Raw genomic sequence first — 15,799 nt, 5'->3', positions numbered from 1 at the left:
GCCCGGCGGCCACGCCCGCGGCCTGGAGCCGCCTGGCCGCTTCGCGGTGGTCGAGGTCCGCGCACCATGCCCGGATGGCGGCATCGATCTCGTCATGGGCGGCCCTGCGGCCCTCCACGGACGCGAGATCAGCCCGCAGGGCGAGGTCCTCGCGGCCCATGACGCTACAGAGCGAGCGCCACTCGTCAGCGTCGCGCACCGTGAGCACCAGCCAGCTGTCCTCGCCGGAGCAGGGGTAGACGCCCTGGGGCGCGTTCACGAGGCTGCGCGAGCCCATCGGCCGCCGCACGACGCCGTTGATGGTGTAGTCCATGATTGCCTCGCAGAAGAAGCCCGCGGCGCCCTCGTTCAGGGACATGTCGATGAACTGCCCCTTGCCTGTGCGGCGCCTGTGCTCGAGGGCGGCCAGGACGGCGATGGCGCCGTGGTTACCGGCGACCGGGTCCGCGTAGAAGGACGACGTGTTCTGATACTCGCCGTCGCCGTAACCGCTGAGCGACACCAGGCCGCAACTGAGCTCGATGTTGGCGCCGTAGGCGACGAAGTCGCGATAGGGCCCGTATGCGCCGAAGCCGGACATCGAGACCATGACCAGGCCGGGGTTCACCGCGCTCAGGACGTCATAGCCGAGGCCGAGGTTGGGGAAGACGCGGGCGCTGTTGTTCTCGATCAGAACATCCGCCCACTGGACCAGCTTCAGGAACGCTTCCTTGCCCTCGGGCACGCTCAGATCCAGGCAGACGTCCATCTTGTTACGGTTGAGTTTGTTGAAGTAGCCGGAGCGGTTGTAGTGGGTCCTGGCCCTGAACGCGCCCGGCCAGCGGCCCGCTCGCGTCGCCGGACGGGTCGCGTACTCGACCTTCACGACCTCAGCGCCGAGGTCGCCCAGGTGTCTGCCGGCCAGCGGGCCGGCCCAGTTCGCGGTCACCTCCACTACCTTCACGCCTTCGAGGGGCAGCGCCGGCCTCCCGTTCGCGCCGCCGGCGATCGCGGGCTCAGGCGCTGCCCCCGTGCGCGCCTCGGCGAGCACTTCGGCCGTGTGCTGCCCCAGTGTCGGCGCCGGCCTCGAGATGCGGCAGGGTGTCTCGCTGAGCTTGTACGGGAAGCCGGGATGCGTCAGCCGGCCGGCGACCGGGTGCTCGACCTCAACGAACCACTCCCGCGCCCTCATGTGGGGCTCGGCGAGGAGCCCGGCGATGTCCACCGTATAGGTGCAGGCGATGCGCAGCTCCTGGGCCTTCGCCTGCACGTCGGCCGCCTTCTGAGTCGCGCACCAGTCCCGCAGAAGCGGCTGCAGTTCCTGCGCCTTACGCATGCGCGCCAGGGGCGTGGCGTAGTCGGGGTGGTCGATCAAGTCATAGCGCTCGATCAGGATGAAGAAGTTCTCGCTCCGCAACGGCGCGAAGAAGCCGACCAGGTTGCCGTCGGCGCAGGGGATCAGGGTCGAGGGGGTGCGCTTCATGACTTCGCCGGCGTGCGTCCAGGCGACGGTGAGCCAGGCGTGCGCCAGGAGCATCGACTCCAGGTGCGAGACCTCGACCTGCTGGCCGAGGCCCGAGCGGCGCGCGTAATGCAGCGCGGCTAGCGACCCGATCGCCGCGTGCTGCCCGGCATGGAGCGCCGCCTGGTGGCCGGGCACGAACAGGGGTTCCCGGTCGGGGTCCCCCGCAAAGTACATGTAGCCGCCCATTGCCCACTCGACGATCTCGTCGGACTGCCAGCCGGCGTAAGGGCCGTAGGTGCCGAAGGGCGTGATCGAGGTCACCACCAACCGCGGATTGAATGGCGAGAGCGCCTCATACGTCAGGCCCAACCGCTCGCGCTCCGGCGAGCGGCGGCTCTCGATCAGCAGGTCCGCGGTGCGCACGAGCCGGTGGAGGCTGGCGCGTCCGTCGGCGCTGTCGAGGTCGAGTACGATGCCCCGCTTGTTGGCGTTGAGGTGCAGGAAAAGGCCGCTGCGCTCGGGGTCAGGCTGGCCGCCAGGGAAGGGCCCGAGCCGCCGGAGGGAGTCGCCGTCAGGCGGTTCGACTTTGATGACGTCGGCGCCGAGGTCGGCAAGGAGCTTGGAGCAGTAAGCCCCGGCCACACCGTCGGAAAGGTCGAGGACTCGAGTCCCCGCTAGCGCCTGCTCCATGCACCACCCTCCCGTTTACGTCAGGTGGCGACATGATAAGGGCTCGACGCGGAACCGGACAGTACGTACTGCAGGGTCAGGACCGCATACGAGAGAGGCACAGGAGGTTCTTGTGCTCCGCACACTGGACTCTCCGGTATCCGCACCCGGCGGCCTTACAATGCGAGGGAAAGCGCGGGCAAGGAGGCGACTCTTGGCAGGACACATCTATCGCAAGACGGAGGTAGTCGGCACTTCGCAGGCCGGCATCAACGAGGCGATCCAGGCGGCCGTGAACCGCGCCGCACAAACCCTGAAGGGCCTCGACTGGTTCGAGGTCGAGGAAATCCGTGGCACCATCGTCGATGGCCGCGTGAACGAGTACCAGGTCACTGTCAAGATCGGTTTTCGCCTCATGAGCGAGGACGAGCTCAGGGCATAGGGCGCGCTGCGCAGCCAGAGTTGGCAGGCGCCCAGGATTGGGAATGAGCGACGCCAGGTACGGTGTCACCGCCATCGGCAACGCGATAGTCGACGTGCTTGCCCGCGCTGATGACGCCTTCCTCTTCGAGCAGCGGCTCACCAAGGGCGCGATGTCCCTGGTAGACGAGGAGGCGGCTGAGAGGCTCTACGCCCTCATGGGGCCAGGCGTCGAGGTCTCGGGCGGGTCGGCGGCGAACACCGTCGCGTGCTTCGCCGGCCTTGGCGGACGCGCGGCCTTCGTCGGCAAGGTGGCGAATGACCTCCTGGGTCGGGTCTTCGCGCACGACATCCGCGCCGCCGGCGTCCACTTCGACACGCCGCCGCTCGACGGCGGAGCCTCCACGGCTCGCTGTCTCATAGTTGTGACGCCCGACGCCCAGCGCACGATGCAGACCTTCCTGGGCGCGGCGGGCGAGGTTGGCCCGGAGGACATCGACGAGGCGCTGGTCGCGGCGTCGCGGGTCGTCTACCTGGAAGGCTATCTCTGGGACAAGCCACGGGCGAAGGAGGCCTTCCTGAAGGCCGCGCGCGCCGCGGCCGCCGCCGGCGGCAAAGTCGCCCTCACGCTCTCCGACCCCTTCTGCGTCGACCGGCACCGCGAGTCCTTCCTCGAGCTCGTGGAGGGCCACGTCGACCTCCTCTTCGCCAACGAGGAGGAGGTGAAGTCCCTGTACCAGGTCTCCGACTTCGATACGGCCCTGCAGCATGTGCGCGGGCACTGCGAGATCGCCGCGCTCACGCGCAGCGAGAAGGGGTCAGTCGTCGTGAATGGCGGCGAGGTGCATGTGGTCGACGCCGAGAAGGGCGTGACCGTGGTCGACACGACCGGCGCCGGTGACGCTTACGCTGCCGGCTTCCTCTACGGCTACACCCGCGGCCGCGACCTCTACACCTGCGCGCGCCTCGGCAGCCTTCTCGCCGCCGAGGTTATCAGCCATTACGGCGCCCGCCCGGAGGCGGACCTCAAGCAGCTGGCAGCGCGCGCGGGCCTCTGAGCCGCCAGCAGCACCGTCCGCGCCTTGGACGCTCTCTCGAGGACCGCGGGAGACTCGGACTCAAGGCTGGAGGTTGCCGGCGGCGTAGGCGCGGTCCAGCAATTCCACCACGTGCACCACCGCCTGCCCGCCGCCCGTGCGCCGGACGCCGAGCTCGAGTTGCAGCATGCAGCCCGGGTTCGCGGTAGCGATAAGGCCGGCCTGAGTCGCCAGGACGTCGGTCATCTTGTCATCGAGGAGCCGTCGCGACATCTGCGGCTGCGTCAGGTTGTAGATGCCGGCGCTGCCGCAGCAGCGGTCTGGCGCCTGCATCTCGACCAGCTCTATGCCGGGGATCGACCGCAGGATGGCGCGCGGCGCGTCGCGGACCCTCTGGGCATGCGCGAGGTGGCAGGAGTCCTGGTAGGTGACCCGCGCCTCCACCCTGCCGGCAGGCGGCTCGAAGGGTAGGGAAGCCAGGTACTCCGTGACGTCCCTGACCTTGGCCGCTACCTCTGCGGCCTTGCGCGCATAGACGGCATCGCCGGCGAACAGGTCGCCGTATTCCTTCATTGTGCTGCCGCAGCCGGCGGCATTCACGACGATCACATCGGCGCCGCTCGCCAGAAAGGCGTCGATGTTCCTGCGGGCGAGGGCGCGCGCCGCCCGGGGGTCCCCGTTGTGGAGATGCAGGGCGCCACAGCAGCCCTGCGCCGGCGGCGCGATGACGCGGCAGCCGTTGCGGGCGAGCACGCGCACCGTGGCCTCGTGTGCCGCTGGGTAGGTGAGCGGCATCACGCAGCCCGTGAGCAGCGCCACCGTCGCCCTGGGCTTCGAAGCCGGCTCCGCGAGCAGCGGCGGCGCATCGAAGAAACGAGAAGGCAGGCGAGGCAGCGCCTCCTCCATGTCCCGTAGCCGTCTCGGGAGCATGCGCCTGAGGGGCGCTAGGGGCAGGCGCTGGTAGAGGCGCAGGGCCGCGAACGCCAGGCGCAGGCGCCACGGCGCCGCGAACGCCAGCCTCAACAACGTCTGGCGCAGCCGCCAGGAGGCCGGCTTAGACCCGCTGGAGGCCACCATGGCGCGCGTGCTCTCCATGATCCGGCCGTAGGGCACGCCGGAAGGGCACGCCGTTTCACAGGCGCGGCACTGCAAGCAGAGGTCGAAGTGAGCGACGACATTCGGAGCCGGCTCTATGCGCCCTTCCCTTACGGCGCGCGCCAGTTGGATGCGCCCGCGCGGCGACTCCGTCTCCATGCCGAGGACGAGGTAGGTCGGGCAGGCCTGGAGGCAGAAGCCGCAGTGGACGCAGCGGGCCAGGTCTTCGTCGGCCGGGCCGGACTCCATTACGTGCGTGTGCTCGGTTACCTTCACTCAGAGACCTTCCAGAAAACGGCCCGGGTTTAGCGTGGACTTCGGGTCCATCTCTTGCCTGAGGCGCCTCATCAGCTCAAAGTCGCCTCTCGGGCTGCCCCAGACGTCAATCGCAGTTTTCGCCTCGACGGGCGCGGACTCCAGCACGAGCGCTCCGCCCTGCGCTTCGATAGACTTACGGAGCCTGCGTACCAGCTCGTAAGACGTCTCCGGGAGGGCAAGGAAGCGCGCGTAGCTGATGCCGGCCGTCGGGTAAGCCACGACGTCGGCGCCTGTCTCCTCCAAGCGCGACAGGACCCCGGCAGCGTGAGACGGCAGGTGGCTGACCTTGAGCACCGCTCCCGTCTCCAGGCCGCGGATACTGCCGGCCTCGGCCCAGACGGCTTCGGGCGCCTGCTCGGCCTCCAGGCCGGCGGAGCGGGCCAGTCGCAGCGTCTCTGCTGTCGAACGGTCGACCGCGGCGGGGTTGCCGGCAAAGCGCAGGAGGAGCCGCGCCTCGGAGGCGCCGGCGGCCTGGAGCACGGCGATGCCCGTCGCGGGAAGCGCGGCGTCGCGCACCGCGAACGCGGCCCGCGCGAGCGCTGCGACGTCGCCGCTGGCGACCGAGAGGGTCTGCACCGCTTTCGGCAGGGGTGCGACCTTGAACGAGACCTGAAGGATGACGCCGAGCGTCCCGAGGGCGCCGATATGCGCCTTTGCCATGTCGTAGCCGGCGACGTTCTTTACGACCCGTCCTCCCGACTTCACGACGCGCCCATCCGCCAGCGCCACTGTCATGCCGATGACGAGGTCGCGCGCTGTCCCGAAGGCGATGCGCGCCGGCCCGCTCGCGTTTGCCGCGAGGACGCCGCCGACCGTCGCCGAGGCCGGCGCCGGCGGGTCGAGCGGCAGCCACTGGCTGTGCTGCGCCAGGATCGCCTGTAAGCCCGCGAGCGGTAGGCCGGCCTCGACGGTGACGGTGAGGTCGGCGGGCTCGTACTCGATGACCTGGCCTAGGCGCGAGAGGTCCAGGGCGAGGTCGTAGCGTTTCGGGGGCATGCCCAACGCCATGTGCGCGCCGCCGCCCCAAGGGACGACGGCGGCCCCGACGGCGTCCGCAGTGGCAAGCACCTTCGAGACCTCGGCCGCTGATGTGGGCGAGACGGCAACGGATGGCCGCACGCCGTCGACCTCATAGGCGGCGGTGTCTGGCGCGAGCTGGAGCGCCGAGAGCTCGTCGCGCAGGCGCCGCTCGACCTTGCTGGCCGTCGCCGTCATATGTAGGCGTCCGGGCCGAAGGACTGGATGACCTTGGCCTGCAGCTCACCGCAGCCCTTCGAGGTCGGGAATGCCTTGCAGGGATTGAAGGACTCCCCTGCGCCAAAGGCGGACTTCAGGCGCTGCATGGCCTCAACGTCTGTCTCCGAGAAGATCCAGCTCATGTAGTCGCGCTTCTCGAGGCCCACTCCGTGCTCGCCCGTAATCGAGCCGCCAGCGTCGACGCAGATGCGCATGATCTCCTCGCCGGCCTCGAGCACGCGGTGCGTTTCTCCCGGCCTGCGCTCGTCGAAGAGGATGTTGGGGTGCAGGTTGCCATCGCCGGCGTGGAAGACGTTGGCGATGATGAAGCCATGCCGTTCGCCGACGCCGGCCACCTTCGCCATGACCTCAGGGAGCTTCGTCCGTGGCACGACGCCGTCGAGCACGTAGTAGTTCGGGCTGATGCGGCCGATGGCGGAGATTGCGCCCTTGCGGCCGGCCCAGAGACGCTCGCGGTCCGGGGCGTCGGTGGCCTCGCGCACCTCGCGCGCGCCGAGCTCATCACAGATCCGGCGGGCGAGCGCGGCCTCCTCCGCGGTCGACTCGCGTAGTCCTTCGACCTCGATGAGGAGCACGGCGCCGGCGTCGAGCGGGTAGCCGACGTGCAGCGCCGGTTCGACGGCGCGGATGATCTCGCGGTCGATCATCTCCAGCGCCGCCGGTACAAGGCCGGCGCCGATCACGGCCGAGACCGCGGCCGTTGCCTCCTCGATGGAGTCGAAGATCGCCAGGAGCGTCCGCGTCGACTCCGGGATACGCATCAGGCGCACCAGCGCCTTCGTGACTATGCAAAGAGTACCCTCTGAGCCGACGACCAGGCCGGTGAGGTCATAGCCGGGCAGGTCGCGCACACCGCCGCCGGCCCAGACCACGGTTCCGTCCGCGAGCACCAGCTCGAGGCCGAGGACATGGTTCGTCGTCACGCCGTAAGCGAGGCAGTGCGGGCCGCCGGCGTTCTCCGCCACGTTGCCGCCTATAGTGCAGGCGCGCTGGCTGGACGGGTCGGGTGCGTAGTAGAGGCCGTGTTTTGCGACCGCCTTGCTGAGGTCGAGGTTCACGACGCCGGGTTCGACGAGCGCGGTCATGTTCTGGACATCGACCTCGAGGATGCGCTTCATGCGCGTGAGCACGACGAGCACGCCGCCCACGGCCGCGACCGCGCCGCCGCTGAGGCCTGTTCCAGCGCCCCTCGGGACGACCGGCAGGCCGTATTTGCCGGCTATGCGCACCGCGGCCGAGACCTCCTCGACGGTGTCGGGAAACACCACGACCTGAGGCACGCCGCGCTCGATGGTGCCGTCGTATTCGAAGACGACGAGGTCTCCGGGCTCACTGAGGACGCGGTCCGGCGAGAGGGCGCGCTTCAACTCCTCGATTGCGGCGACGGGTACGGGACTAAGGCTCACGGGGGCATTGTAGCGCCGTCCTGATCCGCCCCGTGCTGCGAGCCCACCGCGCAATCCTTCGCGCCGCAGGCGCGCTTGCCCGCGGCGCAGCAGACGCTCCCGGCAGCGCCCCGCGGGTCGGCGGGGCATGAGGGCGATGACGTCAGTTGAGGGCGCCGAAGCCGCTGAAGCGCTGGCGGTTCTGCATCTGAAGGCGCTGCTCCAGCGCCGGTAGCTCGCGGGTGAGCACCTCCGCCTCACGCTGCAGTCGCGCCAGCACGGACGGCGCCTCGAGGAGGTCCTGCTTGACCTCGTTCGCCAGGGCCAGCTCAGAGGCGACTGTGAATGACAGCGTCGATGGGTCCTCCGGCAGGCTAGGGAGGCGAAGGGTGCGCACCTGCTCCTCCTCGCCGGTTGCCGCGGCCCGGCTTTCCATCAGCGTCTTGTGGCGGTCCGCCAGTTGTGGCAGGTCCCAGGTCCAGGTCCGCTCCCCCGGTGCGGCCTCGCGCTGCCAGCCGCCGCTGATCGCCACAAGGATGCGGTAGTACTCGTCGAACAGCGCCGCTACGCGCGCCGCCACCATCGCCAGGGCCGGCGGCGGCGCCGGCTCGTCCGGGAACAGCTCCACGTCGGCGACCAGATAGGGCTCGCTCTTTCGGTCCAGGGCGGTGATGCGGAAGCGGTCTTCGCCGCGCGCCAGGAGGTGGTAGTTCCCCGTCGCCTGCTCCTCGATCTGGATGATGCGCGCCAGGGTGCCGACGCCGTGAGGCGTGCCGAGGGGCCCGCGTTCGACCCTGCCTTCCTTGATCAGGCAGATCCCGAAGCGCTCCCGGTCCCGCAACAGCTTCTGGACCATGACCTTGTAGCGGTCTTCGAAGATGTTCAAGGGGATCATTGAGCCGGGGAAGGCGACGAGGTCGAGCGGGAATATCGGTACGCGCATCGCTAGATGAAACGGAACTTCTTCAAAAACTCGTGAGCCCTATCGTAGTCCTTGCGTGGCACGTAGACCGCCACCGGGACGCGTCCCAGGTAAAGAATCGCCCGGATTATGCCGCCCTTCGTTTCCGTCCGAACCTGGATCCCCATGTCCTCGAGGTGCCGCGTCCAGATGGTGGACTCGAGACGGTCATGCGCCCGCGCGACCTCGACCATCTCCTCGGGGTCGCCCTCGGGGCTGGCGCCGTCGGGACTAGTCTCGCTCACGCGAGCATTCTAACAAAGCAGTGCCCGGCTTACCGGGCAGGGCCATGAGACGCCGCGCGCCGCGCGGGCGAGGAGCTATGCCGGGCGGACGGTGACGGTAGTGGGCACGGCGCCGTCGGCGTGGAGGAGGGCGTTTACGAGGCCACCGTCGTAGTAGAGGGGAAGGAAGACGGAGCCGGGAGCTACCGCGTCCGTGAGCGCGGCCGAGAGCGTGAACTCACGGCCGCCGTTCTGGACGATTACGGGCCGGTTCTGGCCGATACCCAGCGCCGCGGCGTCCGCGGGGTTCATCTCCAGAAACTCCTCCCGGTGCAGCTTGTCGGCCTCCGGCGAGCGCATCGCGGCCCCCTCCAGGCTCGTGTAAAGGGTCCGGGCCGTGGTGAGCACGAAGGCGCTGTTCGTTACGGGCGGCGGCGCCACCAGCGGCTCCTGCACGCGGGCGCGGGACGGCGACGCTGGCAGGGCCCGCGTCACGCCCGACTGGAGGCGCTCGTACCTGGCGCCGGCGTATCCGGGCACGGCGGCGGCGATTTCGGCCATCACGGCGGCCGCTTCCTTCGGCAGCGCGGCCTGGTTGCCGAGGCGGGATGCCAGAGCTTCGCCCAGTTCGCTGAGGATAACGAGGCAGTCGCGCTGGTCGCCGGTCGCGCTTTCGGCCCGGCTCAGCCTGGCGACGCGGCGATCGGCAGTGGTAAAGGTGCCTTCCTTGCCGTAAGCAGGCAGGTCCGCGAAGGCGAAGTGCGCCAGCTTCACGGTGTCGGACTGCACCGAATCGATGGCGATCAAGCACTCCAGCGCCTCCAGCGCCTTGCGGACCTCATCGCTGTCGCGCGCGAACATCGCCGGGTTGTCTCCGACGACGACCAGGCCCTTGACCTCCCGGAGCATGCGGTCGAGGGCGAGCCCGCCAGCCCCCGGGACGGCGCCCATATCTCGGATCCCGTTGACGTTGGCCTCGACGGGCAAAACGATCAGAGACTCCGCCGCGTTATCTCGCCGGCAGAGCACCGCCAGGTTCGCGACCGCGCGCGCGGTCTCCGCGGCGGCGGCGACCGAGGCCGGGTTCGGCGCGTAGACGATGGCCAGGGGCATATCGGAGTGGGCCGCGCGCTGGAGGATCGAGGACGCCTTCGCCAGGTCCTCCGTGGATACGCCCGGCGCCTCCGCCGGCCCTGAGCTGGCGATATCCGCGCCCGGGACTCCTGCCAGGTTGGCGGCGAGCGCCCGGCCCAGGGCCGCCACGGTCACGGCCTCGCCGGCGGGCGACGGCCGCAGCCAGACGCCCATCTGGTCCGCGGGGGGCCTGCGCACCGGCGAAGGCATGATCGCGCCGGCAGGCGGCGGGTTGATGAAGTCGCAGACCTCGCCGTATCGCGAGCTGATCACCACAAGGCTGGCGCCGGCACGGACGACCGCGTCCTTGATGCGCAGCGCGGCGATGTTGTGGCTGGATTCGAGGTCGTCGGCGACCACGACGATGGTCTGAGCCGTCTGAAGGCGGGTCATGTCTGACGGGAGCGCGTCCGTTCCGAAGGCCTCGGTCAGGGCGGCGGATACGGCTGCCGTCACGGGGCCGGCGGTAGAGTCGATGCTCTCGGTGCCGATCACGGTCCGGGCCAGCTTCTGCGCCAGGTAGGCCTCCTCGTTGGTGGCCCAGGGACCGACGAGCACGCCGACGGACGCGGGGCCGTGGCGTTGGATGACGCCGGCGAGCTCTTCAGCGGCATGGCTGAGCGTTGCCTCGTAGGGGGAGGGCATGGAGGTCCCGCCCGGCTGGCGCACGAGGTGGCGCGTCAAGCGCTGCCGGGGCTTGACGGCGTCGTAGTGGAAGCGTCCGCGGACGCAGATCTGGTCCCAGCTAACGGGGTTGAGGCGGTCCGGCTTTACCATAACGACGCGGCCGTTGCGCACGCCCATGCTCAGCGTGCAGCCGACGCTGCAGCTGTTGCAGGTGGTCGAGACCCAGGTCTCGCTCTTCGCGATCCACTTGTTAGGCTTCTCGAGCAACGTCGCCGTCGGGCAGACGTCGATGCAGGCGCCGCAGAAGTCGCAGTTGGACTCGTGGATCGCCCCGCCGGCGCCGAAGGCGATCCGCGTCGAGAAGCCGCGGCCGGCCAGCGTGACCGCCCCGGTATGACGGATCTCGTCGCAGGCACGCACGCACCGCGTGCAGATGATGCACATCTGCGGGTCGAACTCCAGGTAGGGGTTGGCGCGGTCAGCCTCCGGCTGTTCGCTCTCGTAGTAGGTGCGTTCCTCGCCCACCCAGGGTTCGTAGTTGGCCATCTCCAGGAGCTCGTTCGTGTTCTGGAGCTCGCAGCGATAATTCTTGGCGCAGGTCAGGCAGCGGTGGGTGACGTTGTCGTCCCGCAGGCAGATGTCGCCCGGCATGCAGTGCACACGCCGGTGGCAGGTGAGGCAGCGGTCGGAGTGGTTGGCGTTGATGATCGAGAGCACAGCCTGGCGGGCATCCTTGACCTGGCCCGTGTCCGTGCGCACGACCATGTTCTCGGCGACGCGGCTGGTGCAGGCGAGCTGCAGGCCTCGCGCGCCTTCGATCTCGACCAGGCAGGTGCGACAGCCTGCGTACGGCGGCAGGCCGTCTATGTAGCAGAGGTTGCTGATCCAGATGCCGTTCTGCTTGATGACCTCGACGAGGGGTGCGCCCGCGGGCGCCTCCACCTCTACGCCGTTCAGGCTGAACTTAACCACGCCGCAGCGCCTCCCCCTGGCGCCCCGCGGCCGGCAGCGCGCCGGCGCGGTCGCGGCTGACCTGGGGCTGGCTCGGGATCTGGGCGTGAGTCCCGCCCGGAGGCGGCGCCGGCAAGCCAGCCGCCTCGGCCTCGATGAAATCGATGACGGACTTCGGCGCCTTCATGCCGTTGGGGTATGTGTAGTTGTTGTTGCGCAGGTAGGCGTGAGCCAGGCGCGTAAGCTCGTACTTGTCGCGGTACATGTCGTCGAAGAAGTAAACGGCGTCCCTGAAGGTGCCGCCCGCCTGGATCGCCTCGTAGGGGCAGGCCTCGACGCACAGGGCGCAGTACATGCAGATGCGGAAGTCGATCTCGTAGCGGACCTTGGTCAGACTGCCGTCGGCGCGCGGCTCCGTCGCGACCAGGATGCAGCCGTCGGGGCAGGCCTGGGCGCAGGTGCTGCAGCCGGTGCAGCGCTCGTCGAACCAGAGGAGGTTCGTGCGCGCGCGGGCGGGGAACGGCCGCACCTCCTCGGGGAACTGGACGGTGGTGGGCGGCCGGAAGAGGTGCTTCAGGGTGACCCAGAGGCCTTTAGCCAAGCCGATGCCGTACAAATCAACCTCCAGGCCCGATTCTACAGACAAGCCCTCTTAAGCCAAAGCATGAACCAGGGCAGCAGGAGGTAACTCGAGCCCGGGGTCGTCCCCCGGTTCCCCAGCGGGCAAGAGTGTCCGGGCCAGGGCGGAGGAAGCAGGCGCGCCGGCACGGACATCCGCCGTCTCCCCCGTCCGTGAATCCCGTTCCGTGCTTTTACGGCCTGTCTCTCACACCTTCTCGGTGACCCTGTACTCCATGCGCTTGCCCAGCATCAGGCGCACCTGCGAGTCCAGGGCGGGCAGCGCGGAGAACAGGAAGCTTGTTACGGGCAAGAAGAGCCAATGCACCAGGGAGGCGGCGCGCTGCCGCGGGGACATGGACGCTGGCGCCGGCGGCCGCATTCTGTGGTCGAAGATTATGAGGTCCAGGTACAGGGCTAGGCAGGGCGTCAGGATGAGCTTCGGCCAGAGCGAGAACCAATCTGGCATGATCTCCGTGCCGAAGACCTGGTCGATAACCCAGGGGATGTTGCCCCCGAGAGTGATGAAGAACCACTGCGTCGACCACGTTACGTGGTTCTCGATCACGAACCAGGCGCGCTGGAAGCGGCGCAGGAAGGGTACCTCCCGGCGGCGGACGGCCTCCTTCACCGCGTAGGCGATGTCGACCGCGCCCCAGGCCCAGCGTCGCACCTGAAGGTACTGGTTCACCACCGTCGCCTTCGCGTTTCGCGAGAGAGCCGCGTCGTTGCCGACTGGCAGGTAGATCGGCTCGACGTCGACCTCTCCACCGAGCGAGTAGAAGCACTTGAGGAACATGTGCCAGTCCTCGGGGATCACGTCGCGGTCCCAGTAGCCGACGTCGTGCGCCATGCGCATCGAGAGGCTGTAGGTGGACTGGGAGAAGAGGACCCTTCGTTTGCGGCTGAGGCGGCTGAGGTGGACCAGCCCCTGCAGGGCGTCGGGCACGCGCAACGGCGCGGGCACCTGCCAGATGTTGTTGTAGAAGAAGATCGGCGCCTGCCAGAAGCGCCGGTAGCGCTGCGGGTCGGTGGCGAATTTGAAGGTCAGGCAGTCGAAGTACTTCGCGTGGAACTGCGTGTCCGCGTCACAACTGGTGACCGTGAGGAGGTCGAGGTTCAGGCCCTTGCGCCCGACGAGCTCGTCGACAGCGCAGCGCGCCGCCCAGGCCTGGTTCGAGGACTTGCCGCGCACCTCGCCGGGCAGGTCTGCCGGGTGAAACGTGACCAGCAGGTCGGCGAAGCGGCTTGAGAACTCGTCGACCAGCACGGCGGCCTTCGCGCGCGCGTCGGGGTCGGCTTCCTCCATGGCGAGCACCGGGATGACCGACGACCGGGCGCCACGCGCTTCGGCCATGACGGCCAACGTGTCTCGCAGCTTCTCGATGGACTCCCTGTAGTTGGGGACGAGCACCACGTGCCGGATGCCGTCCCAGGGGAGGACGTCGCCGCGGCGGCTTAGCGCCGCCTGGTATTCGGCCCGCCAGTCTGTCGACTCCGCTTCGGCGATCCGCCGCATCCCCTTCCGCACGTGCACGGCGATGGTCCAGGACTTCCAGAGCCAGTACAGGTCGAACGCTAGCAGGGCTACGGCAAGCTGGTGGGGGAACCAGATGTATCCCCAGACGAGTGAGCTGATCAGGATGAGGGCTGCCGCCCCGGGCATGATCTCCAGCAGCCGCGTAGTCAGGTAGGCGGCGCGCCTGGGCTGGGCGGCGGGAACGGCCCTTTCGAAGGGGATGGTGCGCAGCACTGCCGCAGCCGCGGCGCGAGATGCGCCGGGGGCCGGCAGTTCGCGTGGGAGTCTGGCCGGAAGTTGTTCTACTGCCATCGGCAGTCCCGGCCGGGCTGGGTCCGGTGCGCCGTGGAGGTACTGCCTTCAGACCGCAAAGGGCCCCCTTTCGGTGAAGGAAGCGCCTTTCATACGCCTACGAGGTTAGCTGCCGGGTTAGGACCGAAAGGTAGCCCCTGGTCGTCGCGTCCCGTCCTGGCTCGAGGCTAAGAAAAGTCCCTCGCGAGGAGGGAGCCCTTCCTACGCCTGCGAGGCCCTCTGACGGGTTAGGGCCACAGGTGGGCCCCTGGTTTTGCGCTAACCATTCACCCCTCGAATGGGTCCCCCGCTCTCCGCTTGGAGACTCGGCGTCTTCGGTTGTCGCCGTGAGATTAGGGGAGCCTAAGGTTCTCCGTCAAGCGATAGCGCGGTTTGGATGGCCTCGGCAGAACCATTTGCCGGCCGATTAATCGGATTGTAACGGCCTTTAAGTCTCCTCCCATGCGCCTCGATAGAATTCGGCTAAAGCGTTCTCGTAGTCCTCTGGCGTATTCAAGTCGACAATAACGACGCGATTGTCGAACGCTACTGGCTCAGTCTCCGCGCGCATACGCTCGATGATCTCGCGCAGCCCGAGGGTCTCCTCGCGGACCGACCTCAAGTCGGGCAGGAGCGAGCCGTCCAGGAGGACCGGGTGGCCGAGCCGGCCGCCATGGTCGGGAACGACCACGGGCGCTTTCCTCAGCCGCCAGGCATCGACGAGGCGGCGCGTGACCCATGCCGGGCGCGGCTGGTCGACGTTCAGCACGACGACCGCGCCCGCCTCCTCGACCGCGTCCGCGCCGGTACGCAGCGACGACGCCCGCCCGGACCTGTAGGCGGCGTTCAGGACCACTTCCGCTCCCGCAGAGCGGGCCAGGGGCTCGATCTCGCTTGCGCGGTGGCCGGTGACCACTATCACGCGGCCGCATCCGGCCAGCTTCAGCTGCTCGACCTGCCACTCGACCAACGCGCGGCCGCCCCAGGGCAGCAAGGCCTTGGGGCGGCCCATGCGTGTGGACTCCCCAGCGGCCAGGAGGATGGCGACGACATCCGTCATCGGGTTACGGTGCCGCGTCCAGGGCCTGATTCGCCAGCGAATCGGCCACTCGGTTCTGGTCTCGCGGCACGTGGCGAAAGACGACTTCGTCGAACTGCGAGCGTAGGGCCAGCACGCGGCGATGGTACGGGATGAGCTTCGGGTTCCGAACGCGATACCGCCCGATCACCTGCAGCACCACCAGCTCCGAGTCCATCCGCACTTCGACGCGCCGGGCACCGAGCGCGAGCGCGGCCTCTAACCCCGCGATGAGGCCCCTGTACTCGGCCACGTTGTTCGTGGCAATCCCGATGACGTCCGATGTCCTCGCGCGCTCCCGGCCCTCGGGGTCATAGACCACGGCGCCGTAGGCTGAGCGGCCGGGGTTCCCCCTCGAGGCGCCGTCAGAGTAGACGACCCAGGTGTCGGCCTTGCGCCCGTCGTTGAGGTCGGCTGGCGGGGTCAAGGACGAAGGACGGGCCGGACTTCGTCGTCGGTAACGACGACTCGATCGAGCACTTCCCGCAGGAGGTCCTGGCGCTCCTCCATGGAGAGCGACTCCCAGCGAGAGGCGATCTTGTCGATCGCGGCCGAGCGCTGCTTGCGCCGCTCCGCCGCTGAGGCGTAGTGCTCCGCGCGCCACTCGGCGTTGCGCAGGTCCTCCTCCGTTTTCAGGCGCTCCTGCGCGAGGGCGAGGCCCTGAGTGCGCAGCTTCTCCCGGCTCATGCGCGCCGACGCGACAGCCTCCATGGTCTTGCCGATGCGGCGGTCGAGCTGGTGCAGGCGGTCGCGGAGCCGCCGAGCCTCCGC

14 protein-coding genes and 1 riboswitch are annotated in these 15,799 nt (G+C 68.8%); of the genes, 2 read left to right on the top strand and 12 right to left on the bottom strand.

Going from position 1 to position 15,799, the window contains the following annotated elements; genetic code table 11:
* Nucleotides 1-2,134: CoA transferase (locus VNN10_16370; protein ID HXH23593.1), on the bottom strand; the 2,134-nt coding region annotated here is incomplete at its 3' end.
* A gap of 193 nt (nt 2,135-2,327) precedes the next feature.
* On the opposite strand from VNN10_16370, the gene VNN10_16365 reads away from it, so the two are divergent.
* Together VNN10_16365 and VNN10_16360 are read left to right on the top strand one after the other, a co-directional pair.
* Nucleotides 2,328-2,555 carry a dodecin gene (locus VNN10_16365; protein HXH23592.1) on the top strand — a complete coding sequence of 76 codons (228 nt, stop codon included), beginning with the start codon at nt 2,328-2,330 and terminating at the stop codon, nt 2,553-2,555.
* 43 nt (nt 2,556-2,598) lie between these two features.
* Entirely contained in the window at nt 2,599-3,591 is a 993-nt protein-coding gene (locus tag VNN10_16360) for an adenosine kinase (GenBank protein HXH23591.1), read from the top strand.
* Nucleotides 3,592-3,651: 60 nt separating this feature from the next.
* On the opposite strand, the gene VNN10_16355 is transcribed toward VNN10_16360, so the two are convergent.
* The 11 genes from VNN10_16355 to VNN10_16305 all read right to left on the bottom strand — a co-directional run.
* The gene (locus tag VNN10_16355; GenBank protein ID HXH23590.1) at nt 3,652-4,941 is read right to left on the bottom strand and encodes a heterodisulfide reductase-related iron-sulfur binding cluster; all 1,290 of its coding nucleotides are present in this window, start codon (nt 4,939-4,941) and stop codon (nt 3,652-3,654) included.
* Nucleotides 4,942-6,198 carry an FAD-binding oxidoreductase gene (locus tag VNN10_16350; protein HXH23589.1) on the bottom strand — a complete coding sequence of 419 codons (1,257 nt, stop codon included), beginning with the start codon at nt 6,196-6,198 and terminating at the stop codon, nt 4,942-4,944.
* On the bottom strand, nt 6,195-7,646 hold the full coding sequence (locus tag VNN10_16345; protein ID HXH23588.1) for an FAD-linked oxidase C-terminal domain-containing protein: 1,452 nt from the start codon (nt 7,644-7,646) through the stop codon (nt 6,195-6,197). The genes VNN10_16350 and VNN10_16345 overlap by 4 nt, the downstream gene beginning before the upstream one ends.
* Before the next feature lie 142 nt (nt 7,647-7,788).
* Nucleotides 7,789-8,568, bottom strand: coding sequence for an LON peptidase substrate-binding domain-containing protein (locus VNN10_16340; GenBank protein ID HXH23587.1), 780 nt, complete (start codon nt 8,566-8,568; stop codon nt 7,789-7,791).
* A 2-nt stretch (nt 8,569-8,570) separates the two neighbouring features.
* The gene (locus tag VNN10_16335; GenBank protein ID HXH23586.1) at nt 8,571-8,831 is read right to left on the bottom strand and encodes a DUF2007 domain-containing protein; all 261 of its coding nucleotides are present in this window, start codon (nt 8,829-8,831) and stop codon (nt 8,571-8,573) included.
* 75 nt (nt 8,832-8,906) lie between these two features.
* Nucleotides 8,907-11,543, bottom strand: a complete 2,637-nt coding sequence (locus tag VNN10_16330; protein HXH23585.1) for a molybdopterin-dependent oxidoreductase — start codon at nt 11,541-11,543, stop codon at nt 8,907-8,909.
* The gene (locus tag VNN10_16325; protein ID HXH23584.1) at nt 11,536-12,138 is read right to left on the bottom strand and encodes an NADH-quinone oxidoreductase subunit I; all 603 of its coding nucleotides are present in this window, start codon (nt 12,136-12,138) and stop codon (nt 11,536-11,538) included. The genes VNN10_16330 and VNN10_16325 overlap by 8 nt, the downstream gene beginning before the upstream one ends.
* A 210-nt stretch (nt 12,139-12,348) precedes the next feature.
* A complete protein-coding gene (locus VNN10_16320; protein HXH23583.1) occupies nt 12,349-13,971 on the bottom strand; it encodes a hypothetical protein in 1,623 nt (540 codons plus the stop codon).
* A 79-nt stretch (nt 13,972-14,050) separates the two neighbouring features.
* Nucleotides 14,051-14,292: riboswitch (cyclic di-AMP (ydaO/yuaA leader) on the bottom strand.
* A gap of 106 nt (nt 14,293-14,398) precedes the next feature.
* The gene (locus VNN10_16315; protein ID HXH23582.1) at nt 14,399-15,010 is read right to left on the bottom strand and encodes a nucleotidyltransferase family protein; all 612 of its coding nucleotides are present in this window, start codon (nt 15,008-15,010) and stop codon (nt 14,399-14,401) included.
* Nucleotides 15,011-15,014: 4 nt separating this feature from the next.
* Entirely contained in the window at nt 15,015-15,455 is a 441-nt protein-coding gene (locus tag VNN10_16310) for a ribonuclease HI family protein (GenBank protein HXH23581.1), read from the bottom strand.
* Nucleotides 15,452-15,799 (bottom strand): hypothetical protein (locus VNN10_16305; GenBank protein HXH23580.1); only part of this gene is annotated, 348 nt, incomplete at its 5' end. The genes VNN10_16310 and VNN10_16305, both read right to left, overlap by 4 nt.

The organism is Dehalococcoidia bacterium (assembly GCA_035574915.1).
GTDB lineage: Bacteria > Chloroflexota > Dehalococcoidia > DSTF01 > WHTK01 > DATLYJ01.
The sequence above is the reverse complement of the archived record's forward strand: the minus strand, read 5'-3'. Positions and strand labels throughout refer to the sequence as shown.